This is a genomic window from Salinispora oceanensis, assembly GCF_000383575.1.
Classification (GTDB): domain Bacteria; phylum Actinomycetota; class Actinomycetes; order Mycobacteriales; family Micromonosporaceae; genus Micromonospora; species Micromonospora oceanensis.
On the sequence record NZ_KB911579.1, the window covers coordinates 3,848,216 to 3,870,411 of the forward strand.

General features: G+C 68.2%; 19 protein-coding genes and 2 pseudogenes. 14 read left to right on the plus strand and 7 right to left on the minus strand.

The window, feature by feature from the left end; all coding sequences use genetic code 11:
- Positions 1-32: 32 nt before the first annotated feature.
- The 13 genes from SALPAC4_RS0117880 (at position 33) to SALPAC4_RS0117940 (ending at position 14,781) form a co-directional block, all read left to right on the plus strand.
- Positions 33-1,643 (plus strand): adenylate/guanylate cyclase domain-containing protein, encoded by a 1,611-nt coding sequence (locus SALPAC4_RS0117880; protein ID WP_188116853.1) that lies wholly within the window; start codon positions 33-35, stop codon positions 1,641-1,643.
- The gene (locus SALPAC4_RS0117885) at positions 1,640-2,311 is read left to right on the plus strand and encodes a Crp/Fnr family transcriptional regulator (RefSeq protein ID WP_018735713.1); all 672 of its coding nucleotides are present in this window, start codon (positions 1,640-1,642) and stop codon (positions 2,309-2,311) included. The genes SALPAC4_RS0117880 and SALPAC4_RS0117885 overlap by 4 nt, the downstream gene beginning before the upstream one ends.
- A gap of 409 nt (positions 2,312-2,720) precedes the next feature.
- Positions 2,721-4,313, plus strand: a complete 1,593-nt coding sequence (locus SALPAC4_RS0117890; RefSeq protein ID WP_019871485.1) for a GGDEF domain-containing protein — start codon at positions 2,721-2,723, stop codon at positions 4,311-4,313.
- Between the two features lie 92 nt (positions 4,314-4,405).
- Positions 4,406-6,364 carry a Na+/H+ antiporter NhaA gene (gene nhaA / locus SALPAC4_RS0117895; protein WP_027644268.1) on the plus strand — a complete coding sequence of 653 codons (1,959 nt, stop codon included), beginning with the start codon at positions 4,406-4,408 and terminating at the stop codon, positions 6,362-6,364.
- 139 nt (positions 6,365-6,503) lie between these two features.
- A complete protein-coding gene (locus SALPAC4_RS0117900; protein WP_018735710.1) occupies positions 6,504-6,809 on the plus strand; it encodes a hypothetical protein in 306 nt (101 codons plus the stop codon).
- Positions 6,810-7,047: 238 nt separating this feature from the next.
- Positions 7,048-8,499, plus strand: a complete 1,452-nt coding sequence (locus SALPAC4_RS0117905) for a glucose-6-phosphate dehydrogenase (protein ID WP_019871487.1) — start codon at positions 7,048-7,050, stop codon at positions 8,497-8,499.
- 106 nt (positions 8,500-8,605) lie between these two features.
- The gene (locus SALPAC4_RS0117910) at positions 8,606-10,138 is read left to right on the plus strand and encodes an ABC transporter substrate-binding protein (RefSeq protein ID WP_019871488.1); all 1,533 of its coding nucleotides are present in this window, start codon (positions 8,606-8,608) and stop codon (positions 10,136-10,138) included.
- A gap of 49 nt (positions 10,139-10,187) precedes the next feature.
- The gene (locus SALPAC4_RS0117915) at positions 10,188-11,132 is read left to right on the plus strand and encodes an ABC transporter permease (RefSeq protein ID WP_018732978.1); all 945 of its coding nucleotides are present in this window, start codon (positions 10,188-10,190) and stop codon (positions 11,130-11,132) included.
- Complete coding sequence (locus tag SALPAC4_RS0117920) at positions 11,129-12,010, plus strand: ABC transporter permease (RefSeq protein ID WP_018725488.1); 882 nt, start codon at positions 11,129-11,131, stop codon at positions 12,008-12,010. Before SALPAC4_RS0117915 ends, SALPAC4_RS0117920 begins: the two co-directional genes overlap by 4 nt.
- The gene (locus SALPAC4_RS0117925) at positions 12,007-12,999 is read left to right on the plus strand and encodes an ABC transporter ATP-binding protein (protein WP_019871489.1); all 993 of its coding nucleotides are present in this window, start codon (positions 12,007-12,009) and stop codon (positions 12,997-12,999) included. Before SALPAC4_RS0117920 ends, SALPAC4_RS0117925 begins: the two co-directional genes overlap by 4 nt.
- On the plus strand, positions 12,996-14,018 hold the full coding sequence (locus SALPAC4_RS0117930; RefSeq protein WP_019871490.1) for an ABC transporter ATP-binding protein: 1,023 nt from the start codon (positions 12,996-12,998) through the stop codon (positions 14,016-14,018). Before SALPAC4_RS0117925 ends, SALPAC4_RS0117930 begins: the two co-directional genes overlap by 4 nt.
- A gap of 263 nt (positions 14,019-14,281) precedes the next feature.
- On the plus strand, positions 14,282-14,467 hold the full coding sequence (locus SALPAC4_RS0117935) for a hypothetical protein (protein ID WP_019871491.1): 186 nt from the start codon (positions 14,282-14,284) through the stop codon (positions 14,465-14,467).
- Positions 14,464-14,781 (plus strand): helix-turn-helix domain-containing protein, encoded by a 318-nt coding sequence (locus SALPAC4_RS0117940; RefSeq protein ID WP_019871492.1) that lies wholly within the window; start codon positions 14,464-14,466, stop codon positions 14,779-14,781. Before SALPAC4_RS0117935 ends, SALPAC4_RS0117940 begins: the two co-directional genes overlap by 4 nt.
- 391 nt (positions 14,782-15,172) lie before the next feature.
- Here the strand turns inward: SALPAC4_RS0117940 and SALPAC4_RS29165 are convergent, their stop codons facing one another.
- The 5 genes and pseudogenes from SALPAC4_RS29165 to SALPAC4_RS0117945 form a co-directional block, all read right to left on the minus strand.
- Positions 15,173-15,496 (minus strand): colicin immunity domain-containing protein, encoded by a 324-nt coding sequence (locus tag SALPAC4_RS29165; RefSeq protein WP_080640921.1) that lies wholly within the window; start codon positions 15,494-15,496, stop codon positions 15,173-15,175.
- Between the two features lie 2 nt (positions 15,497-15,498).
- Complete coding sequence (locus tag SALPAC4_RS26795; RefSeq protein WP_223874779.1) at positions 15,499-15,930, minus strand: hypothetical protein; 432 nt, start codon at positions 15,928-15,930, stop codon at positions 15,499-15,501.
- A gap of 29 nt (positions 15,931-15,959) precedes the next feature.
- Positions 15,960-16,334: pseudogene (locus SALPAC4_RS29170) on the minus strand (hypothetical protein); the annotation flags it as partial.
- A gap of 2,315 nt (positions 16,335-18,649) precedes the next feature.
- Positions 18,650-18,733: pseudogene (locus SALPAC4_RS29175) on the minus strand (polymorphic toxin type 24 domain-containing protein); the annotation flags it as partial.
- 15 nt (positions 18,734-18,748) lie between these two features.
- Positions 18,749-20,044, minus strand: a complete 1,296-nt coding sequence (locus SALPAC4_RS0117945; RefSeq protein ID WP_019871493.1) for an MFS transporter — start codon at positions 20,042-20,044, stop codon at positions 18,749-18,751.
- A 72-nt stretch (positions 20,045-20,116) separates the two neighbouring features.
- On the opposite strand from SALPAC4_RS0117945, the gene SALPAC4_RS0117950 reads away from it, so the two are divergent.
- Positions 20,117-21,022 (plus strand): LysR family transcriptional regulator, encoded by a 906-nt coding sequence (locus SALPAC4_RS0117950; RefSeq protein ID WP_019871494.1) that lies wholly within the window; start codon positions 20,117-20,119, stop codon positions 21,020-21,022.
- Positions 21,023-21,079: 57 nt separating this feature from the next.
- Here the strand turns inward: SALPAC4_RS0117950 and SALPAC4_RS0117955 are convergent, their stop codons facing one another.
- A complete protein-coding gene (locus tag SALPAC4_RS0117955; protein ID WP_019871495.1) occupies positions 21,080-21,784 on the minus strand; it encodes a cation transporter in 705 nt (234 codons plus the stop codon).
- The gene (locus SALPAC4_RS0117960; protein ID WP_188116874.1) at positions 21,781-22,194 is read right to left on the minus strand and encodes an ArsR/SmtB family transcription factor; all 414 of its coding nucleotides are present in this window, start codon (positions 22,192-22,194) and stop codon (positions 21,781-21,783) included. Before SALPAC4_RS0117960 ends, SALPAC4_RS0117955 begins: the two co-directional genes overlap by 4 nt.
- Between the last annotated feature and the right edge of the window lie 2 nt (positions 22,195-22,196).

Below are 22,196 nucleotides of genomic sequence, written 5' to 3' on the forward strand. Positions count from 1 at the left end.
TGCCGGTGCGGGCTCTGGTCTGGGTGTTTCACATGGCGCTGCCGCTTTTGGGGTTGTGGCTGCTGGTGGCGCGTCCGCAGGCTGATGTGCACTGGCACGATCCGTTGGGTCATTTCTATTTGATCGTTGCGGTGGCGCTGGTGAACCTGGTGATCGGCGTGATGGTCAGCGCGGCGGCGCATCGGCGGCACGATGCGCGACTGTTCCTCGTGTCGTTGGCGTTTGTGGCCAGCGCCGGGTTCTTCGTGTTGCACGGGTTGGCCACGCCGCAGGTGCTGGTGGAGCATCCGAATCTCGGGTTCGAGTTGGCGCAGCCGGTGGGGCTGGCTTTCGCCGCCGTGTTCGCGGTGGCCTCGTCGCTGCCGTTGGATGGCCGGCGGGGCGCGGCGATCCTACGCGCGCGGCATATCTTCTGGGGTGAGCTGGCGGTGATCCTCGCCCTGTGGGGCGTGGTGTCGTTGCTGGATATGCCGCCGTTGTCGGATCAGCCGGACCCGACGGTGGAGGACGCGTGGCTAGCCTGGTTGGCGCCGGTGTCGGTGGCGTTGCTGTTGGTCGCCGCGGTGCGGTACTTCCTGCTGTATCGGCGTCAGCCGTCGGCGATGTTGATCAGTGTGATCACGGCGTTCGTGTTGCTCGCTGAGGCGATGGTGACGGTGGTGCTGGCCGACAAATGGGCGTTGTCGTGGTGGCAGTGGCATGTGCTGCTGGCGTTGGCGTTCGGTTTCGTCGGCTACAGCGCGTTTGTTCAGTACCGTCGTGAGGGTTCGTCAGCCGGCTTGTTCGACGGGTTGGCGTTGGACCAGACTATTCGGGCGGTTCGGGCCGAGTACAGTGCGGCGTTGGAGGAACTGGTATCCGCGCTCGCGGAGCGGGAACGTGACGGCACCGGTGACATCGGCCCGGTCGCGGCCGGGCTGGGGGAACGGTTCGGGCTGACCGAGCGGCAGACCGCGGTGCTGGAACGCGCCGCAGAGGCGTTGTCGGCGGAGCGGGAGGTCAGCCGCCGGCTGGGTACCCTGTTTCGGCACTACCTGTCGCCGGATGTCGCGGCCGCGTTGATCGCCGACCCGGACCAGGCGGCGTTGGGTGGCTCGGTTGTCGAGGTGACGGCCCTCTTCGCCGACCTGCGTGGGTTCACCACGTTTTCTGAGGTGGCCGAACCCGCGGAGATCGTGGCCATGCTCAACCGCTACCACGGGGTAGCGGTTCCCTGCATCCTCGACAACGGCGGCACCGTGGTGCAGTTCGTCGGTGACGCCCTACTGGCCCTGTTCAACGCCCCAGCCCGGCAGCCCGACCACGCGCTACGAGCGGTACGCGCGGCGACCCAGATGCGTCACGCCGTGGACGAGATCGCCGGCGGCCACCCCAACTGGCCGCGGTTCCGCATCGGCGTGAACACCGGCCCGGCGCTGGTCGGTAACATCGGCAGTGACCAGCTACGCGGCTTCAACGCGATGGGCGACGCGGTCAACGTGGCCGCCCGACTGCAAACGATGGCCGACCCCGGCCAGATCGTCATCGGCGAATCCACGTGGCGATCTACCCGCACACAGGTCCCGGTCGAGCCACTCGGGGACCTCACCGTCAAAGGACGAACCGGCCTGGTCCGAGCCTACGCGGTGCAGGTGCGGCAGTGAACGAATTCTGGAGCACCCTGACCAACAGCGAACGCGACGCCTTCCGGCAACGCGCCGCCACCCGCCACTGGCAACGCGGCGACGTCCTCTTCCACGAAGGCGACACATCAGGATGGGTCGCCGCCCTCGCCGCCGGCCGGGTCAAAGCCTCCTGCCACAGCGCCTCCGGCACCGAGATCCTGCTCGCGGTACGCGGACCCGGAGCACTCCTCGGTGAGCTGTCCGCAGTAGACCTTCTGCCGCGCTCAGCAACCGTGCAGGCGCTGGACCCGGTCACCGCACTCGTCATGTCACCGGCCGGATTCCAGGAGTACCTACAACAACAGGGCCGCGTCGCCTTCCAACTCATGCGGCTGCTCGCGGAACGGTTGCGTGACGCCGACCGCAAACGAATCGAGTTCGGCGTCCAGGACAGTACCGGCCGCGTGGCGGCTCGCCTGGTGGAACTGGCCGAACGGTTCGGCACCCCGGTGGACAACGGTATTCACGTCGCCATCCGGCTGTCCCAGGACGAGCTGGCCGGCTGGATCGGGGCGTCTCGGGAAGCCGTCACCAAGTCCCTGCGTGTGTTGCGTGACTCGGGCTGGGTGCGCACCAGTCGCCTTTCGGTCGTGGTGCTTGACCTCGACGCGTTGCGGCGGCGGGCGGCCGGGTGCGCGACGGACTGATCCGCGTCTCAGGCGGCTGACTGGCGGGTGCTACCGACCTGCTGCCGCACCTGGTCGGATGCCGTGGAAGTCGCGGCCGTTGCGGTCGTCGGCCCGGTCGGCTTCCTCGGCTCCGGCAGTCGTACCTGGGTTCGTGGGCGGGGTAGCGCTAACGAGAGCGGCGGGGTGCGGAAAGCCCGATCAGGGTGACGCCAACGCGGTGTTCGAGCACGCGTACCCCAAGGATGACCTTGAGGTGGTAGTGCCGCCCCGGGCTTGGCGGCCCTTGTCGAGGCCGGGCGCCGGTGACGGGAATCCGACGTCGCTGACCGTGAATCGGTCGCGCACGATGTCCGAGCCGACGGGATCATGGTCGCGGTGCCAAAACGTGGTCGTTGCCGCTAGCATCTGACTGTTCTGAGGAGACCGGATGGACGACGTCACCCTCCGGGCCCTGCGCCTCCTCGAGGAGGCACAGGCCGGCGGCGCGGCCCAGGTGCTGGTGGCCGCCGAGTCCGCGCTGCGGACACCGACCGGGGACATCTGCGACGGCCCAGCCGCTATGCACTTCGCGCGCGTTGTGGCGTTGACCCGACTGGGTGACCTGCGGGGCGCCCTCACCGCAGCCGACCTGATGCTGGCCGCCGCGGACCGGGAGCACAGCGTGGGATGGCGTTCGTGCGCGCTGTCGCTGCGTGCCATTCGGCGGCTGCGTCTCGGCGACCTGGACATCCGCGAGCACGACATCGTCGCGGTGCTCCGGGATCTGGTCACCGCGGAGACCGCTCTGCTCGCCGGCGAACCCGAACCCGTGATCGCGGGAAACGCCCACACGGGGATCGCGATCGGGTACGCGCAGCTGCGCCTGTACGAGTTGGCCGAGCCCCAGTTCCAAGCGGCGTACGAATCCACCTATCAGACTTCGTACCCGGACAACGGCAACCGGGCGATGTGGCTGTGCAACCTCGCCGAAAGTAACCTGATGTGGGCCCTGGAGCTGTACCAGGTCGGCCAGGTGGCGGAGGCGGAGCAGCATCTCACGGTGGCCGAGGAGCACGCGGTACGGGCGGCGGCGGAGGCCTCCGGGCCGAAGGCGGAGGTGTGGCGGCACCTGGGGTTGCTCTTCGCGGCGTCCGCGCGTGCCGAAGGCCGGGATCCGACCGGCGCGGCCGATGACATCCCTCGGTGCATCGCCCAACTCCAGGCGTTCGGCGTGCCCGCCCAGCAGGCGGAGGTGCTGCTGTGCCGGCCTTTCCACGCGGTCGCGCTCAACCGCTCCGGTCGGCTGGACGAAGCCCTTCGCGTCATCGAGGAGGCTGTCGTCGACCTGTCGTCCGACGTCGCCTGGCTGGTGTCGGCGGCGTTGCACCGGACGCACGCGGTGTTGTTGGCCAAGAACGGTGCCCCCGATGTCGGGCCGGGACTCACCTACGGCGACACGCTCGCCGAGCTGTTGTGGCGCCAGCGGCACCGTTGGCTGCACGCGGCGGTGACGATGCAGTCGTACGACCTCCTGCGCTGGCAGCATGAGCAGGCGGAGCAGGCGGCGCGGACCGACCCGCTGACCGGGGTGGCGAACCGGCGGGGCCTCGACAACTTCCTGCAGAAGTTGGCGGACCCGGGCACCGTCGACGACGACCGGGTCGCGGTGCTCGCCCTGGACGTTGACTGTTTCAAGCGGATCAACGACTCACAGGGGCACGCCGCCGGGGACGAGGTGCTGCGCGCGGTGGCGCAGGCGCTGACGACCAGCGTCCGCAAGGGCGACTTCGTAGCCCGACTGGGCGGCGACGAGTTCGTCGCCATCCTCCCCGGTGCCGACTGCGTCGCCGCCGAACAGGTTGCCCTCCGGGCCGTTGCCGCCGTGAGCGGCCTGACACCGTGGCGGACGGGGGTCAGCGTCGGGGTCGCCAGCGGTGCCGCCCATTCGCTCGGGATGTCGCTCGCCGATGCCGACCGTGCGATGTACGCCGCGAAGCGGGCCGGCGGCAACCAGGTGAGCCGGGGGCACGGCGCGACCTGAGCTCGGCAGCGGCTCTCGCCGCCCCGGCGCCCGATGGGCGCGGCGGCTGCCGATATCCTGCCAGCCCGCAGTCGGTGGGGGAGGATCTTTACGTGACGGGTGAAATTCCTCGTAGGCGGCGGTGGTCCGCCCGGAGCACCGGGACCGGCCGGCGCAGCTCCCCACTGCGGGCGTTCCTGCACACCGAGACCGGCAGTGCGCGGGTGCTGCTGGCCGCCGCCGTGGTCGCTCTCGTGTGGGTGAACCTCGACGAGTCGTCGTACGAGTCGCTGTGGGGTAGCACCTTCTCCGTCGAACTCGGCAGCTGGCGGGTCTCACATGATCTGCGGTACTGGGTCAACAGCGGACTCATGACGTTCTTCTTCCTGGTGATCGGCCTGGAGGTGCGGCGCGACTTCGATCTGGGCGAACTGCGGGAGCGGCGCAGGTTGATGCTGCCGCTGCTGGCGGGGATCGGCGGCATTCTGGCGCCGATCGCGATCTACCTGGCGTTCAACGCCGGGAAGCCGACGGCCATGGGTTGGGGCGTGGTGATGGCGACGGACACCGCGCTCGCGTTGGGCATGCTCGCCGTCCTCGGCCCCCGCTTCTCCGACCGGTTGCGGAACTTCCTGCTGACCGTCGCCGTCGTGGACGACCTGATCGTGATCGTGGTACTGGCGATCGCCTACCCGGAGCACCCGTCGCCGACGGCGTTGTTCGTCGCGGCGGGCATCTTCGCGCTTGTCCTGCTCATCCGCGCGGCCGGCGTGCGGTGGGGGCCGGGTTACCTGCTGCTGGGGGTGGCGGCGTGGCTGGCGGTGTCCGAGTCGGGGGTTGACCCCGTGGTGGTTGGTCTGGTGATGGGGCTACTCACCTTCGCCTACGTCCCGGCCCGCACCGAGCTACGGCAGGCGGCCGACCGGTTCCGGCTGTTCCGGGAGCAACCCAGCCCGCAACTGGCGAGTTCGGTCCGAGCAGGGCTCGCCGCGGCGCTGTCCCCGAACGACCGGTTGCAACACATCTACCACCCTTGGGCCAGCTATCTGATCGTGCCCCTGTTCGCGCTGGCGAACGTCGGCGTGGTGGTCGACGGTGACCTTCTGGCTCGCGCGGTGACCTCCCCGGTTACCCTCGGCGTCCTCTTCGCCTACATGGTCGGCAAGCCGGCCGGAATCGTGATCGCCTCGATGCTGGTGGCCCGGCTCAGCCAGAACCGATTCCGGGCACCGGTCGGCTGGGCCGCGATCATCGGAGTCGGCACCGTCTCCGGCATCGGGTTCACCATCGCGTTGCTGATCGCCACCCATGCCCTCCACGGGCCCGCCCTCGACGAGGCGAAGGTCGGCATCCTCGTAGCGACGGTCGCCGCCTCCCTCACCACCTGGTTGGTGTTCCGCCTCGCCGCCCGGCTCGCCCCGGCGCGGCGGGCCCGGGCGCTGCTGGGCGCCGCGGAGGGGATCATCGACCTGATGGTCCCGGTCGATCCGGATCGGGACCATATCCGTGGTCCACGCGAGGCGCCGGTGACTGTCGTGGAGTACGCCGATTTCGAGTGTCCCTACTGCGGGCAGGCCGAACCGGCGGTCCGGGAGCTGCTGACCGACTTCACCAGCATCCGGTACGTCTGGCGGCACCTACCCCTCACCGAGGTGCACCCCAACGCCCAGGTGGCCGCTGAGGCCGCCGAGGCGGCGGGCGAGCAGGGGGCCTTCTGGGAGATGCACGACCTGCTGCTGGCGAACCAAGGTGAGCTGCGCCCCGCCGACCTGCTCCGGTACGCCGAACGACTCGACCTTGATCTGGACCGGTTCCGGGAACACCTCGCCGCTCGTCGTGGCGCTGCCCGGATCGCCGAGGATGTCGACTCGGCCGATCTGAGCGGCGTCTCCGGTACACCGAGCTTCTTCGTCAACGGTCGCCGGCACCACGGCCCGTACAACATCGAGGCGCTCTCCGCGGCGGTCACGTCGGCGTTCGCCAGTGCTCGGCTTCGCCCCGAGGACGGCCGGGAACCGGGCTACCGGCGCGAGGACGGGCCGGAACGGCCGGACGCGGAACCGGGAAGCTGAGGGTCCCACGCGGGGCTTCATGATCAACCCGCTGCGAGGCGGAGCGATCGGGTGGTTTCGCCGGCGGGGCGGATGCGGACCGCGTGGGCGGGTCGGGGTGGGGAAGGTTTCTGGTCAGCCCGTCGGGGAAGCCAGCGGTATGGCCGAAACCTTCGCGGATCAGGATCTGGCTACCCTGCGGTCCATCGCGCGTGGCGCCGGGATAGCGGACACCGAACGCATGCCACACGACGAGTTGGTCGAGATGCTAAGCCGGGCGGGCTTGGCCGAACCGGACAGCGATGCGGCCGAGCAGCCGACCCGGGATCCAGCCGGGCTCGCCGGCCTGCCCCGCAGTGATCTCACCCTGGGCGACGAGAGCACTGGTGGACGGGCCGCTGAGGAGTCGATCGGTGCCAGGCCGGGGGAGTCGGGCACCGAGATCCCCGACCGCACCGAGCGCTGACCTCGACCACTAACTACTGACCACTGACTACGGGCACGCCGCCCCCGGGAGCCGAACCAGCGGGTTCGGCCGCGGGGGCGGCACCCGCTTGACCCCACCTCGGTTGACCCGGCCGAGCTGGAGGGACGCTGGAGGTCGCCGACCTGCTCGGGGCCGGAACGAGTCCTTGACGCGACTGGCGGGCGGTCCCCGCCGAACCAGGCCGTACCGACCGGCCCGGCAGGGCATGGTGGGGGGTATGACGACCTCGCAGTCCGACCACGCTGGTCACCGCGTTAATCGGGGGGATCACCGCCCCCAGACGTTGCTCCTGCTGGGGGCAAGTGGTGACCTGGCTGACCGGCTGCTGCTGCCGGGCCTGGGACGGCTGGTGGCCAGCGGTCCCAGTGCCCGGTCGAATCTCACCCTGCTCGGCAGCGGCGCGGACGACTGGGCGGACGAGCGTTGGCGCCGCCGGGTGGCGGACGCCTTCGCCACGGCGGGCGCGACCGGTCCCCGGGTCAAGGAGCTCGTCCGCACCACCCGCTATCTGCCCGCCGACGTGACGAAGGAGAAGGATCTACGCCGGCTGTTGTCGAACTGTCACGACCAACTCGTGATCTTCTTCGCGTTGCCGCCGGCGATCACCGCCCAGGCCGCCGCCGCGCTAACCCGGATCGGCCTGCCGCCCGGCACCCGGCTGATGCTGGAGAAGCCCTTCGGCACCGACGCTGTCTCGGCCCGCTCCCTCAACGAGGTGCTGGCCCGGCTGGTGCCGGAGGAGCAGGTCTACCGCATCGACCACTTTCTCGGCAAGTCCACGGTGATGAACATCCTCGGGCTGCGCTTCGCCAACCGGATCTTCGAACCGATGTTGAGCTCTGCGCACGTGGCCTGCGTGGACATCGTCTTTGACGAGACGCTGGGACTGGCCGGGCGGGCTGGCTACTACGACGGTGCCGGCGCGCTCATCGACATGGTGCAGAGCCACCTGCTCCAGGTCCTCGCGCTGATCGCGATGGACGCCCCGCCCACCCTCGCCGCCCGGGACCTGCGGGGGCGGAAGGCGCAGGTGCTGCGGGCCACCCGGGTGTGGGCGGACGACCCGGCGACGTGGAGCCGTCGGGGTCGGTACGCAGCGGGGGAGATCAATGGCAAACGGCTGTCCGGGTACGCCGACGAGCCCGGTGTTGACCCGAGCCGGGGCACCGAGACGTTCGCCGAGGTGGTGCTCTGCGTCGACACGTGGCGCTGGGCCGGTGTGCCGTTTCGGCTGCGTACCGGCAAGGGGCTCGCGGCCCGCCGCAAGGAGGCCGTGGTCACGTTCAAGCAACCGCCCCGGGTGCCGTCCGGACTGATCGGGTACGACCAGCCCGACCGGCTGCGGATCGGCTTCGGCCCGGACCGGCTCGGCCTCGACGTGAACATCAATGGCCCCGGGAACCCGTTGGAACTGGGCCAGGCGCACCTGGTGGCCGACTTCGGTCCGGGGGGTCTGCCGCCGTACGGGGAGGTGCTTCGTGGCGCCTTCGACGGCGACCCCACGCTGTCGGTCCGGGGGGACACCGCCGAGGACTGCTGGCAGATCATCGAGCCGGTGCTCGATTGCTGGCGGGCGGGGGCGGTGCCGCTGCGGGAGTACCCGGCCGGCAGCTGGGGCCCGGAGGATTCCCTGCTGACCCCGGTGCCGGGCGTGGAGACCGAGGACTGAGCCCGGTACCGGGTAGGTATTCGCCCAATTTTTTTGACATGGTCCGGCTCGAAGGTGAGACTCACATGATCGTTCACTTTGCCGGGAAGAGTCCACAGGGGGGACCATGTCCAGCAAGAGATTCCGGGGGGCCGGTGTCGCGCTCGCCCTGACGTTCGGTCTGCTGGCGGGTTGCAGCGCCGGGGAGGGCGTCGAGGTTGATGGGGCGCAGGCCGGTGCGGGGGGCGTACTCACCGCCGCGATCAGCGGGGAGCCGGATCAGCTGGACCCACATCAAACCTCGGCCTATCCCAGCTTCCAGGTGCTCGAGAATGTCTACGACACGCTCGTCGAGCCGGACGCGAACCTGGCGATGAAGCCTTCCCTGGCGACCGAGTGGGACACCAGCGACGACCAACTGACCTGGACGTTCACCCTCCGCGAGGAGGTGACTTTCAGCGACGGGTCCCCGCTCACCGCCGAGGACGTGGTCTATTCGTTCAACCGGATCATCGACGAGGAGCTGAACGCCGCGTACCGGTTCGGCACCGTCGAGTCGGTGACGGCCCCCGATCCGGGCACCGTCGTCGTGCAGCTGACCGCGCCCACCCCGAACCTGCTGGCCAGCCTCGGTGGCTTCAAGGGAGTGGCGGTCGTCAAGAAGTCCAACGTAGAATCCGGGGCGGTGAAGACGGAGCCGATCGGTAGCGGCCCGTTCGCTGTCTCCTCCTACAGCGCCGGGGACAACATCAAGCTGGTGCGCAACGACAACTACTGGGGCACGAAACCCAGGCTGGACGGGGTGACCTTCACCTTCGTGCAGGACCCGACGGTGGCGCTGCAGAACCTGCGCGGTGGCGAGGTGCAGTGGACCGACAACCTGCCGCCGCAGCAGGTGTCGGCGCTTCGGGAGGACGACGAGCTCGTGGTGCGCTCCGCGGCGTCGAGCGACTACTGGTATCTGGCACTCAACCAGGCGCGTAAGCCCTACGACGATGTCAACGTACGCCGGGCGATCGCCTACGCGCTCGACCGGGCGGCGATCACCAAGGCCGCCAAGTTCGGGCTGGCGACGGTCAACCAGACCGCCATTCCCAAGGACAGCGCCTTCTACTACGACTACGCGCCGTACCAGCAGGACCTGGCGCAGGCGAAGCAGCTGCTGGCCGAGGCTGGCGGGACCGACCTGACCATGGATCTGATGGTCACCAACGAGTACCCGGAGACCGTGACCGCGGCGCAGGTCATCGCGGCGCAGCTCAAGGAGATCGGCATCGCCGTCAAGATCCGTACGCTGGACTTCGCCCAGTGGCTCGACGAGCAGGGCAAGGGGAACTTCGACTCGTTCATGCTCGGTTGGCTGGGCAACATCGACCCCGACGAGTTCTACTACGCCCAGCACCACAGCGCCGGCACCTTCAACTTCCACGGATACCGCAACCCGGCCGTGGACAACCTGCTTGACCAGGCCCGGACCGAGACTGACCAGGCCGCGCGGAAGCAGCAGTACGAGCAGGCGGCCAAGCAGATCGTGGACGACGTCAGCTACCTCTACCTCTACAACCCGGATGTGGTGCAGGGCTGGTCGTCGCAGGTCAGCGGCTACGAGGTCCGCGCCGACCGGGCGATCCGGTTCCGCGACGTCGCTCTGGCCCAGTGAGTGGCGGATCCTTGCTGGTGATGCTCACTGAGTTGGCGGGTCACTCCCGGTGACCCGCTTCATCCTGCGCCGGCTGCTCCAGTCCGGCATCGTCCTCCTCGGCGTGACGTTGGTGGTGTTCCTGCTGCTGCAACTCGTCCCCGGTGATCCGGTGCGGGTGGCGCTCGGCACCCGCTTCGACCCCGAGACGTACGAGGCGCTGCGCTCGCGGGCCGGGCTGGACCAGCCGCTGCCGGTGCAGTACGCCAGCTACGTCGGGCAGGCGTTGACCGGCGATCTCGGGGTCAGCTTCCGCAGTGGACGGCCGGTGACCGCGATCGTGCTGGAGCGGCTGCCCGCGACGCTCTCCCTGGCGATCACCGCGGTCGTCTTCGCGCTCCTGGTCGCCTTCCCGCTGGGGGTGCTCTCGGCCCTGCGGAGCGGCTCGGTGTTCGACCACGCCGCGCGCGTGTTCAGCCAGTTCGGGGTCTCGGTACCGGACTTCTGGATGGGCATCATGGGCATCCTGCTCTTCGCGGGGGTGCTGGGTTGGTTCCCGCCCTCGGGTTACGTGGCCCTCACCGAGGATCCCGCTGGCTGGGCGTCGCACGTCTTCCTCCCGGCGGTCACGGTCGGTCTGGTCACCGCGTCGATCCTGACCAGGTTCATCCGATCCTCCGTGCTGGAGGTGCTCGCTGAGGACTATGTCCGTACCGCCGAGGCGAAGGGGCTACCCACCCGCGTGGTGGTGGTGCGGCACGTCCTGCGGAACGCGCTGATCCCGGTGGTCACCGTCGTGGCAGTGCAGCTGGCCAGCCTGCTCGGCGGCGTGATCGTGATCGAGGTGCTCTTCGCCTGGCCCGGGGTGGGCCGACTCACCTACGACGCGGTGCAGGCCCGGGACTATCCCGTGCTCCAGGGGGCGATCCTGCTCGTGGCGGCGCTGTTCCTGTTGGTCAACCTCCTGGTGGATCTCCTCTACGCCCGCCTTGATCCGAGGATTCGGGTGCGATGAGCGGAAACGGTGACTCGACGTCGCGCCGGGCGCTGGTGGCGCTGGGCCGCGACCCGTTGGCCGTGACCGGCGGTGTGGTGCTCGTCTTACTGGTCGTGGCGGGCCTGGCCGGGTCCTGGCTGGCCCCCGCCGGCATCAACGAGGTGGATGTCGACCGGATGCTTCAGCCGCCCAGCTGGGCGCACCCCTTCGGCACCGACGAACTCGGTCGCGACGTACTCAGCCGGGTCCTGGTCGCCGCCCGCGTCTCGCTTCAGGTGGGCGCGGTCAGCGTGGGGATCGCCCTGCTGGCGGGCGTGACGCTGGGGCTGTTCGCCGGCTACTACCAGGGGTGGCTGGACAACGTACTCATGCGCTGCATGGACGTGTTGTTCGCGTTCCCGGTCCTGCTGCTCGCGGTGGCCATCGTCGCGGTCCTGGGGCCGGGCCTGAGTACCGCGATGGTCGCGATCGGCGTGGTCTACACCCCGATTTTCGCCCGGGTCACCCGCGCGGGGGTGCTCTCCGTCCGCGAGCAGGTCTTCGTCCGGGCGGCAGTCGCCACCGGGGCATCGGACCTGCGCATCATGCGGCGGCACGTGCTGCCCAACATCGCGGCGCCGCTGATCGTCCAGACGTCGCTCTCGCTGGCCTTCGCGATCCTGTCCGAGGCGGCACTCTCCTTCCTCGGCTTGGGGGTGCAGCCGCCGGAGCCGGCCTGGGGCCGGATGCTCTACGACGGGCGCGGATTCGTCACCGATGCGTGGTGGCTGGGCTTCTTCCCCGGCGCCGCGATCTTCCTCACCGTCCTGGCGTTCAACCTGGTCGGAGACGCGCTCCGCGACGTGCTCGACCCTCGCCAGCTCACCGTCAGCGAGGCGAGGAGGAACGCCGGATGACCGACGAAGAGACCGTGCTCTCCGTCGCGGACCTGACCGTGACGATCGGTACCCGCCGGGGAGCGGCCCGCGCGGTCGCCGGCGTCGACTGGTCGGTCCGGGCGGGGGAAACCCTCGCCCTGGTGGGGGAGTCGGGCAGCGGCAAGAGCATGAGCGTGCTCGCCGCCACCGGGCTCGCCCCCCGCGCGGCCCGGGTCACCGGAGACGTCCGGCTGCTCGGTACGGACCTTGCCACGCTGTCGGCGGCACGTCGCCGGCGGATGCGGGGGCGGCACGTCGGGTTCGTCTTCCAAGATCCGATGACCTCGCTGAACCCGGTGCTGACCGTGGGCCGCCAGATCGGCGAGGCCAGCGAGGTCCACCTCGGGCTGACCCGGCGGGCCGCCCGGGCCCGCGCCATCGAGATGCTCGAACTCGTCGGCATCCCCTCCGCCGCCGAACGGGTGGACGCCTACCCGCACCAGCTCTCCGGTGGGATGCGCCAGCGTGCGGTGATCGCCATGGCCCTGGTCTGCGAGCCGGATCTGCTGATCGCCGACGAGCCCACCACCGCGCTCGACGTGACCACCCAGGCCCAGATCGTCGAGCTGGTCGCCGACCTGCAACGGCGCCTCGGCACCGCCGTCGTCTGGATCAGCCACGACCTCGGCGTCGTCGCCGGACTCGCCGACACCGTGGCCGTCATGTACGGCGGTCGTATCGTCGAGCAGGGATCGGTGGACGCGGTCTTCGCCGAACCGGCGCACCCGTACACCGCGGCGCTGCTCGCGGCGCGGCCGGACCCGGACGCGAACGTCACCGAGCTGGTCACCATCCCGGGGACGCCACCCAGCCCGCTGGAGCTGCCCGAGGGGTGCGCGTTCTGGCCCCGCTGTTCGGTCCGCGGGGACAGCCGCTGCGAGCGGGAGTTGCCACCTCTGGTGCCAGTCGCGGCGGGGCACCAGGTTCGGACCTTCTATCCGCGTCAGTCGACTGGGGAGGACCGATGACCGGGGAGAGTGTGGCCGCCGACGCGGTCGCTGAGCTGACCGACCTGGCGGTGTGGTTCCCGACCCCGGCGGGGGTGGTCCACGCCGTGGACGGGGTGTCGCTGACGGTACGCCGCGGCGAAACCCTCGGTCTGGTCGGTGAGTCCGGCAGCGGCAAGTCGACGACCGGGCTGGCGCTGCTGCGCCTGGTCGAGCCGACCGCGGGTACGGTCCAGGTGGCGGGGCAGGACGTGACCCGCTGGTCGCGGCGGCGGTTGCGTCGGCTGCGCCGCCACGTCGCCATGGTGTTCCAGGATCCGCAGGCCTCCCTCGACCCGCGGCACACCGTCGGGGCGAGTATCGCCGAACCGCTGGCCGTGCATCGGCTCGCCGCCAGCGGCGCGGCCCGGCGGGACCGGGTGGCCGAACTGCTCGACCTGGTCGGCCTGCGGCGCGATCTCGCCGAACGGCACCCGCACGAACTCTCCGGCGGCCAGCGGCAGCGGGTGGGCATCGCCCGGGCGCTCGCCGGTGAGCCGGACCTGATCGTCCTCGACGAGCCGATCGCCTCCCTGGACCTGAGCGTGCAGGCGCAGATCATGAACCTGCTCCGTGGGCTGCAGCGAGAGCTCGGACTGACCTACCTCTTCATCGCGCACGATCTCGCCGCCGTCGAGCACATGAGCGATCAGGTGGCCGTGATGTACCTCGGCCGGATCGTGGAGAGCGGCAACCCGGCGCAGATCTGGCGGGAGCCCGCCCACCCCTACACCGCCGCTCTCCTGTCGGCGGTGCCGGTGGCCGACCCGCCGATGCAGCGTAGTCGCCAGCGGATCATTCTGGCCGGTGATGTCCCGAGCCCGATCGACCCGCCCACCGGCTGCCGGTTTCGGACGCGGTGCCCGCAGGCCCGACCCGACTGCGCCCAGACCGACCCGGTGTTGGTCGAGATCGGCTCCGGGCACCAGGCGGCCTGCCTCTTCGCGGGCGAGGCGGTACGCGCGATGCGGGCGCAGCCCGTCAACGCCTCCTCGCCATGACCGCTGCGATCGCACAATAAGGTCAGTGCACCCGGTCCGGGGACAAGGTCGCCCGGATCGAGATTGCCTACGAGTAGACGCCTCTGCGGTGTCCAACGGCGTGAATAGTCAACTCGTCGCCGTGGAGGCGGTAGCGGACTCGGTAGTCACCGGCACGTTGCCAGGCCAAACGCATCCCGTTCTCGCGCCAGCATGGGTGGTATAGCGTCCACTATACTCTGGGGACGGCTACCGACGAGTGGGAGATCTACCTCGTCAACGAGGTGCAGGAGTGGATCGACAACCTCGATCCCCTCACCCATGCCCGCGTCGTGCAAGCCATCGACCTGCTCGTCGCCGGAGACAAGGCCGGACGATGGCAACAGTGGTACACCGAAGCGATCCCCCTGGCCGAGCAACGCTACGAGATCTACCTCAAGGAACGCGCCAAGGAGGGCCGACAGCTATGAACAGCTACGCACGCTGGAGTGACATCCGCACCACCCACGTTGAACGCGCCGGCGGCGAGCAGGCCGTCGAAGAAGGCAAACAGGAACTCCTCGCCACCGTCGTCGGACACCGACTCGCCGAGGTGCGCCGCACCCGCGGCCTGACCCAACAGCAGGTCGCCGAGCGCATGGGCGTTACCAAAGGCCGCATCTCCCAGATCGAACAAGGCAAAATCTCCGGCCAAGACATCGTTGCCCGATACGCCGCCGCCCTCGGCGGACGCCTCCACCAAGCCATCTACTTCGACGACGGCAACATCGCCGCCATCGCATAGCGCCCAACCAACACACCAAGATCCGATTGGCTCAAAACTGCTCTACAGGATCAAGAGCGGCCCGGCAGAGCCGGGCCGCGCGCACGCCCACCAACAACGAGCCATCCGCCAGGAGCTAGGTTGATCCACTCTGAGACCGGGCGATCCCTTCACCTGATGCTCAGAGTGGGTGGCTCCGGGGATCGACGCCGCACCGCTACGCGGCACGCCACCGGTCCCGCTTCCGTCACCATCCCGATCGGGCGGTACGCCATCGATACATCGCCAATCTTCGCACGCCTTTGACGGCGGCCGTGACGGCAACGCACGCGAACACCCACGCCCGCCAACGCACAACGGAGTGACACCGATACGTTCAGTAATGACACGACTCCGCATACTGGACTTCTATTTAGACTGGTTCCGGTGGCATCGCAACCGCGCGAACAAATGCCGATGCGGCCGCCGCTAGACCCACTTCATCCAAGTCCCTGTCATCACGTAACGCTGGGTCAGCACAACAGGCGTCGACTGATGTGAAGAGTTCGTGCAGTGCCTGTGTTTCGCGCTCCGCGAACACATCGCCCTCGCCACGAAAGACAGGCAGGAAGACCGTCTCGAACTCCTCTGGGCTCAACCTGCCTTCTATAGGCGCTCGAAGTCTTGGCAGGACCGAGATCCGACTAAAACCGACCCATAGGCTACGGAGGCCCATCGGCGCTTCCAACCCCTGCATGCTTACCCACCTCTCACTTCCAGCGCTATCTGGTAGTTAACGTGGACCTCCTCGGCAAGAGCTGGGCCACAGTAGCGTGGGAAGAAATGCCAATACCACGCGACGCCATCGTCAATTATGTTTCTAGCGATGTCGATAGGCTGCTCATGGTCCAGCAATGCAACAAGACGCCGATCTGCCTGAACCACCCTGAAAGTGCGATCCACAACGTCCGCGTATGCAATCATCCTCTCATTTGAGAATAAGCCAGACAACACACTCCTAAGGCCGATGAAGTTGTAGTACTCATCGAGATCACCTTGATATGACTTCTCACATTCGGCCACGAATCCGACCCACCGCGATACAAGCTCGTCCAAAGATCGTATGACCTTGGGGCGAGGAGGCAGGCCGAGTTCTATCCTTGCCGCCAAATAAGCGTTCTCGAAGCTCACAGCATGCTCCAACAAATGCTCGTAGGTGATCAATTCAAGTCGCCAGGAAGCCCGTTAAAGGACTTCATGCTGCCGTCCAAATTGTAATAGTTCAAAATTCCATGCTGCCCGCGGATGATAGCAAACTCGCCCGTCTTAGGGTTGTAGTGATATGTCTTCCCCGAGACCGAGTTCGTTCGCCTTACAACACCTGGTCTACCGCCATCGCATATGCAATTGAGGTCAATGGCACCCTCGGCGTACTCCCTCTCGGATTGGGCGCCCATCTCCGCTCCATGCTTCTTTTATTTTTCGGCCAAGCGGTTCGAGCCCGACCACGTATTGCGGTTGTGAACAAGTACGGGTGTAGCACCGGCTACCACATAGTACGTGTGGATATCGGCGATGGTGCGGTTGTAGACCGTGGAGGGTTTCCTGGCAAACGGCGTCGAACTTCGGCGATGCCTCAATCAGGGACAGCCTTAACCGGCTACGTTAATGCGATCAGGCAACTATTACGGCTGCCCCATCAGGCTCATTTTCGATAACCGCGAAGTTAACCTACTACACGTCAAAGTCCGTTGGAAACACCAAATGTTCTCCCCCCCCCCGCCTGAAGAGCCTCCATGCCTCAGTTGGGCTGCCGCTAGCCGGAAATGCCTCTATCGCGACCCGATCCGATAGGTCTACACGCAGATCACCTGACTTTGTGATTCTTACATCACGGACGACAAGCGGGGATGACAGATTTGCCTTGACAATACGATCAGCGACAACATCAAAAGCAGTTACGGATTCCTTTTCGGAATTGCGACTAATGGAATCCGTCATGACCTCACGGGAAGACAGGACGTCATTGGATCCAACCAAAATACGCCCCCCTCTCGTCAATCTAAACGGACACTGCGCATGGATTGCATACTCACTTCCCATACGAGAGGCTCCCGTATCGGGTTCAACCCAGACCACATCAGCCCCAAAGGAGAACACTCCCATATTTAGGGCCCTGCCAATTCCCGACAGACCAAGGCCGATCATCGATCGGATCAGTTCGGCGGCTTCCGACATTCAGCACGCCCTCCTCCCAAAACGTCCCACGGCCTCGTCAACAATTTGGTGATAGCCGTATCCCTGCTTAGTGATCGCTTCGTGCACCGATCGCCTCTCAGCTGGCGAAAGGGTCCTGCCGATCTTCCTCTCAGCCTCGCGAAGCGCATCATCGAATGATTTATTTTGAACCTGGTTTCCGCGGGGGGACGATATCCATCGTCATCCGCGTCTCCGGCCTTCCATTCTGGTTTAGGACCCCCAGGCGGGATTCCAGCTGTCCCCCCCCCCGTATTGTGTTCGAGCACCGGCGTGTTACCGGCCAACACATAGTACGTGTGGCATATGCACTGCCTGCACGGAGAGTGACCTACGGCGACATGTCGTTGACCTGGACTTTCATCGACCAGTACTGTGCCGAACCTCGGTGGCGGACCTGGTTGACGGCAACGGTGACGGCAACACGGATAGACGCCGACGCACGTCGCCGCACGCCGAAGGGGCCTTGCAGGTCCCCGTTGGACGTCGTCGCCACTCTCTCCTCAGGCAGCCGGCCCAGACGGCGAACGACGATCTACGGGCGGCCCCAGGGCGACGAGGGCCGCCCCTCCGACCTCACCGGCCGCCACGCGTCACTCCGCGACCGCCCGCACGGGCGTCCCTTGACTCCAGAGACCACTACAACCCGCAGACGCCGACACCACCGGACAGGCCCCTGACGGGACCCAGCCCGCCACCCAGCCGCCAGAGCACCGAGGTGGCGGCTACGGGAACGAGCTGGCCCAAATTTGCTCTACATAGTCAAGACGGCCCGGCAGAGCTGGGCCGCGCGCACGCGCTACAGGCCTACGGCCCCGCGCGCACGCCCATCAGAACCGAACCGCCAACATGACACCCCTCAACGGGCCAGCACGGCCGCGAGCGATGATCCTTGCATGCAATAGCTGGTCTTCGATCTATGATCGCTGCTGACGGCAACGGTGACGGCAACCCGGGCAGACAGCCGCGCGCCCGTACACACACCGGCCACTCTCCGCATTGCCGGTCGGCTCAGCGGTTTGCCGTTTTGGCCGCCGCTACTCTGCACTCAACCCCTCACTCAAATCCTTATGAAGCTGCTCCTGCCACGCCCTCGTGTCTGACCAGGTTTCGCTGAAGTGAAGGATTTCCTTGGCTTGGCCAAGATTTCCACCCATCAGCGATTTTACTGCCTTTACACACTCAATCTGCGACAACCCCGCGCTCCTCATATACCTAAGCGCAGACTCCATACTTTCGCCGCCGTCAATCAGATCTCGGGCACCCTGAAGTACAGCCTCATATCGTCCCTGCGGTTGCATCAGCACCCCCCACCACCAGCGTACTTTTTCAGGTCCAGGGTGAAGTCGGGACGGTGCCCAACAGGCCCTGTAAGCCGAATTCCTGAGATCGTCAGCTCATTAAATCCCTGCGCAGCCGCAGCCGCAGCCGCAGCCGCAGCCGGCGCAATTTGTCCACGCAAGGCTTTCAACATAGTCGACGTGCCCAAAGATCCGAGGGTCAGCTCCGGGCTATCACCGTAAACCACCATGTTGGAGAGGGTAACGCGCCCCCCGCTCACACTTATTTCTGCGAGCATTCCCACATTCCCCTTCGGCGTTTGAATGCTCCACTCGAAGTCTTGTCCATCTACGAACGGCGGCACCGGCACGCCACCCTCGTTGTGCACGAGGACCTTGGTGTCGCCGGCGAGCACATAGTACGTGTGGAGGCCGTCAACGGTGAGGTTGTGCACTCGTCCCTGGCGGAGAGTTCAGCGGTGGAGATAGCCGGTCCGGGCTTTGGAGCCCCGGGGCGAGGGAGCGGCCTTGGCCTGGCCCGGGGCCAGGAGGATCACCGTGACGGGTCTCCAGGACAACCCGGCTGCGCCGACTGCGGCGGCGATCTGGAGGAGCCCGGTGGTCAGGAGTACGGCCTCGGATCCTGCCCAGCCGATCAGGGCTCCACCAGCCAGCAACCCCAGGGAGGTGCCTCCGGAGTGCAGGACTGTCTCTGCGGTGAATGCCGCCCGGCGTTCGGGGCCCTGGGTCTGCTCGCTGATCAGAGCGTTCAGGGCGGCGAGCCCCCACGGCATCGCGGCTCCGCCCACTGCGGCCACGGCGGCGACACCGGTCAGGCTCGGTGCCACCAGTGGCAAGGCGACGAACACGGCCCCGAGCACGACCCAGGAGGACAGCATCGCCGCCATCCGCGGCAGGCGGTCGATGACCACCGGCACCAGCAGGGAGGCGGCCACGGATGCGGCCCCGTACCCGCTCATGCCCGCGGCGATGAGTGCGCCGGGCCGGTCGTGCTCGACCCCGAGTACGGCCAGGCCCAGGCTGAACCCGAACCAGCACATCCCGCCAACCCCGGCCATGAGCGCGCCGGTCGCGATCTGCGGGTGGGAACGGAGTACTGCCAGAGCAGAGACTGGCCGTCCCGGCGTGGCCGCTCCCGGACCGCCGCCCTGGCCTTCGTGGGATGTCGCGCTACGGGCGGGGACGGCCAGGAAGGCGATCGCGGCCAGGGCGACCACGGCGGTCTCGCACCACAGCAGCGCGCTCGCGCCCAACATGGTCACGGCCCAGGCCCCAGCGGGTGGGGCGAAGATCATCGAGACCCGGTGGGCGAGGTCCTGCCAGGCCAACCACTTTGCTGGTCCGGTCCGGCCGCCGCGGGCGACGTGTTCGTCGGCGAGGTCGGAGACCAGGGATCGTTCGGCCGGGCCCAGCAGTGCGCCCGCAACCCCGGTCACCAGGCCCGAGGCGCACAGCGCGACCGCCCCGACCTGACCCACCAGGGCGGCCACGGGGACGATGGCGAGCCCGGCGGCGTGCACGCCTGCCACTACCGCCAGGGCTCTCCCACCGGTGAGGCGCTCCCGCAGCCCCCTGCCCCACCAGCCCACCGTCAGTAGGGGTAGCCCGGCCATCCCGCCCACCAGCCCCGTGGTCCAGGCCTGTCCGGTCTCCTCCAGTGCGACCAGGGGCAGGGCGACGGCGGTCATCCTCGTCCCGATCCAGGTCACGAACGTGATCACGGTCAGTAGCAGCAGTCCTCTCCGCACGCACCGATCCTCAACCGCCCTCCGCCGACCGGGTAGAGATCTCTTCGCGTAGCTGGCTCATACGCTGGGGGCATGAGACCCAGCCTGAAGACCGAGGACCTGGTGCTGGTCGAGGCCGTCTCCCGGCACGGATCGGTCGGGGCCGCGGCCAAGGAACTGCTGACCACCCAGCCCTCGGCCTCGCGTCGACTGGCCGCGCTGGAGCGCCGCCTGGGGATCAGGTTGTTCGAGCGGGACACGACCGGGGCCCGCCCGACGCCGGCCGGGCGGGAGCTGGCCCGGCGAGCCGTACGCCTGCTGGCCGACCTCGATGCCCTCCCCGCCCAGCTCGCCGCCGCGATGCAGGCCCCGTCGTTGAGCTTGGGCACGATCCAGGCGCTGGCCCCGATCGTGTTCACTGCCACCCGGATCGAACTCGCCGGCGTGACGCTTCAGGCCGAAGTCGAGCATGGCCCCACCCTGATCGGCCGGGTCCACCAGGGCCTGTTGGACGCGGCGATCGTCACGATTGCCGACCAGGCCGTTTTGCCCCACGGCCTCCAGGTCACCGGGCTCGGGGCCTCCCCGCTGGTCCTCGTCCTGCCCGCGGACACCGCACCCCTAGCCCCCGGCAATAAGGGGCTAGCGGGAAGGGAAGTGCTGTACTCCTCGATAGATCTGGCCGGTGGACACCTGCACGCAGGGTTGTCCGGGCTCGGCGCGCTCCCACAGCCGGGCCCCACGGTCGAGGCCACCCTACGTATCGCCCGGCACCGCAAGGTTCCGGCCGTGGTTCCCGACCTCGCGGCACGCTGGTGGGATGACCGTACCGACCGCCTGCTGCCCTCGCCGGTGCCGGGGAAGGTCGTGCTCTCGCTGGTGACCCGACCCCCGCAACCATCTCACCTGGCACAGGTGCTGCCTGCCCTGACCGCGCGGATCCTGAGCTCCCCGCGGGACGCACGGGGCGGGCCCGAGCCGGGTGCGGCTCGCCGGTAGCCGCGGCCCGGCGGCCGCTCGTCCCTGGCCCGCCGGGCACGCGCACCGCCGGAGCGGCTACGACTGGGGTGTGGCCGGGTCGGGCCGGCACCCGTCGGTGCAGCTCGGTGCCGGATCAGCGGTGGCACGGGTGGGCGGCGCGCAGTCGTCGCACTGATCACCTCGCCACGCCGCGATCCCCTCCCGTACCGCGACGGCCGCGATGGCGAGCGCGGCGATGGGGTCTGCCCAGGACCAGCCGAGCCCGGCGTTGAGGAGCAGACCCGCGAGGAGCACCGCGGACAGGTACGTGCAGAGCGCGGTCTGGGTGGAGTCGGCCATGACGGTGGCCGAGCCGAGTTCCCGGCCGGTACGCCGCTTGGCGCGGACCAGCAGGGGCATGACGATCAGCGAGGCGACGGCGAGGCCGATGCCGACCGGGCTGGGGCTGGCGTCTCCGTCGCCGAGTAGCGCGCGCCCCGCGTCCACGGTGACCCAGGCGGCGAGGGCGAAGAACGAGACACCGATCAGTCGCAGCGCCAACCGTTCCCGCTCCTCCGGCACCCGGGAGCGGAACTGCCAGATCACCACGGCCGCGCTGGAGACCTCAACGAACGAGTCGAGGCCGAAGCCGATCAGCGCGGTGGAGGAGGCCGCCGCGCCGGCGGCGATCGCGACCAAGCCCTCCACGAGGTTGTAGCCGGCGGTGGCGTAGGCCAGCCAGAGGCTGCGGCGGGACAGGAGCGCACGCCGCTGGGGGGTCAGGGTGGAGGTGATGGTCACGCGTCGTCCCCTCGAACCGTGGACGAGCCGTATGTCGGGCAGAGGGCGACGGCTTCGCCGGTGGCGGCGAGGAGTTGTTCCGCCGAGCGCAGCAGGGCGGGTAGCTCGGGCCGGGCCAGCGCGTAGAACGACTGGCGACCCTCAACCCGGAAGTCGATCAGTTGACAGTCCCGCAGGCAGGAGAGGTGTTTCGAGACGGTCGACTGCGCCAGTTGCAGCTCGCGGGTGAGGTCCACCACCCGGGCCTCACCATGGGTGAGCCGGTGCAGGATGGCCAGCCGGGCCGGGTCGCCGAGAGACCGGAACAGTGCGACGGCCGGTGCGAGCCCCGAAGAGTGCGCCTTCGTTGAGGGTGCGGGTGCCGTTGAGGAATCAATCGCCACGCAGCGATGATAGCACCGCTGGTGCATCA

Coding starts and splice junctions, on each gene's coding strand:
- SALPAC4_RS0117880 (WP_188116853.1), top strand. CDS start 33: ATGGCGCTGCCGCTTTTGGGGTTGTGGCTGCTGGTGGCGCGTCCGCAG.
- SALPAC4_RS0117890 (WP_019871485.1), top strand. CDS start 2,721: ATGGACGACGTCACCCTCCGGGCCCTGCGCCTCCTCGAGGAGGCACAG.
- SALPAC4_RS0117900 (WP_018735710.1), top strand. CDS start 6,504: ATGGCCGAAACCTTCGCGGATCAGGATCTGGCTACCCTGCGGTCCATC.
- SALPAC4_RS0117905 (WP_019871487.1), top strand. CDS start 7,048: ATGACGACCTCGCAGTCCGACCACGCTGGTCACCGCGTTAATCGGGGG.
- SALPAC4_RS0117910 (WP_019871488.1), top strand. CDS start 8,606: ATGTCCAGCAAGAGATTCCGGGGGGCCGGTGTCGCGCTCGCCCTGACG.
- SALPAC4_RS0117920 (WP_018725488.1), top strand. CDS start 11,129: ATGAGCGGAAACGGTGACTCGACGTCGCGCCGGGCGCTGGTGGCGCTG.
- SALPAC4_RS0117925 (WP_019871489.1), top strand. CDS start 12,007: ATGACCGACGAAGAGACCGTGCTCTCCGTCGCGGACCTGACCGTGACG.
- SALPAC4_RS0117930 (WP_019871490.1), top strand. CDS start 12,996: ATGACCGGGGAGAGTGTGGCCGCCGACGCGGTCGCTGAGCTGACCGAC.
- SALPAC4_RS0117940 (WP_019871492.1), top strand. CDS start 14,464: ATGAACAGCTACGCACGCTGGAGTGACATCCGCACCACCCACGTTGAA.
- SALPAC4_RS29165 (WP_080640921.1), bottom strand. CDS start 15,496: ATGCAGGGGTTGGAAGCGCCGATGGGCCTCCGTAGCCTATGGGTCGGT.
- SALPAC4_RS0117950 (WP_019871494.1), top strand. CDS start 20,117: ATGAGACCCAGCCTGAAGACCGAGGACCTGGTGCTGGTCGAGGCCGTC.
- SALPAC4_RS0117960 (WP_188116874.1), bottom strand. CDS start 22,194: ATGCACCAGCGGTGCTATCATCGCTGCGTGGCGATTGATTCCTCAACG.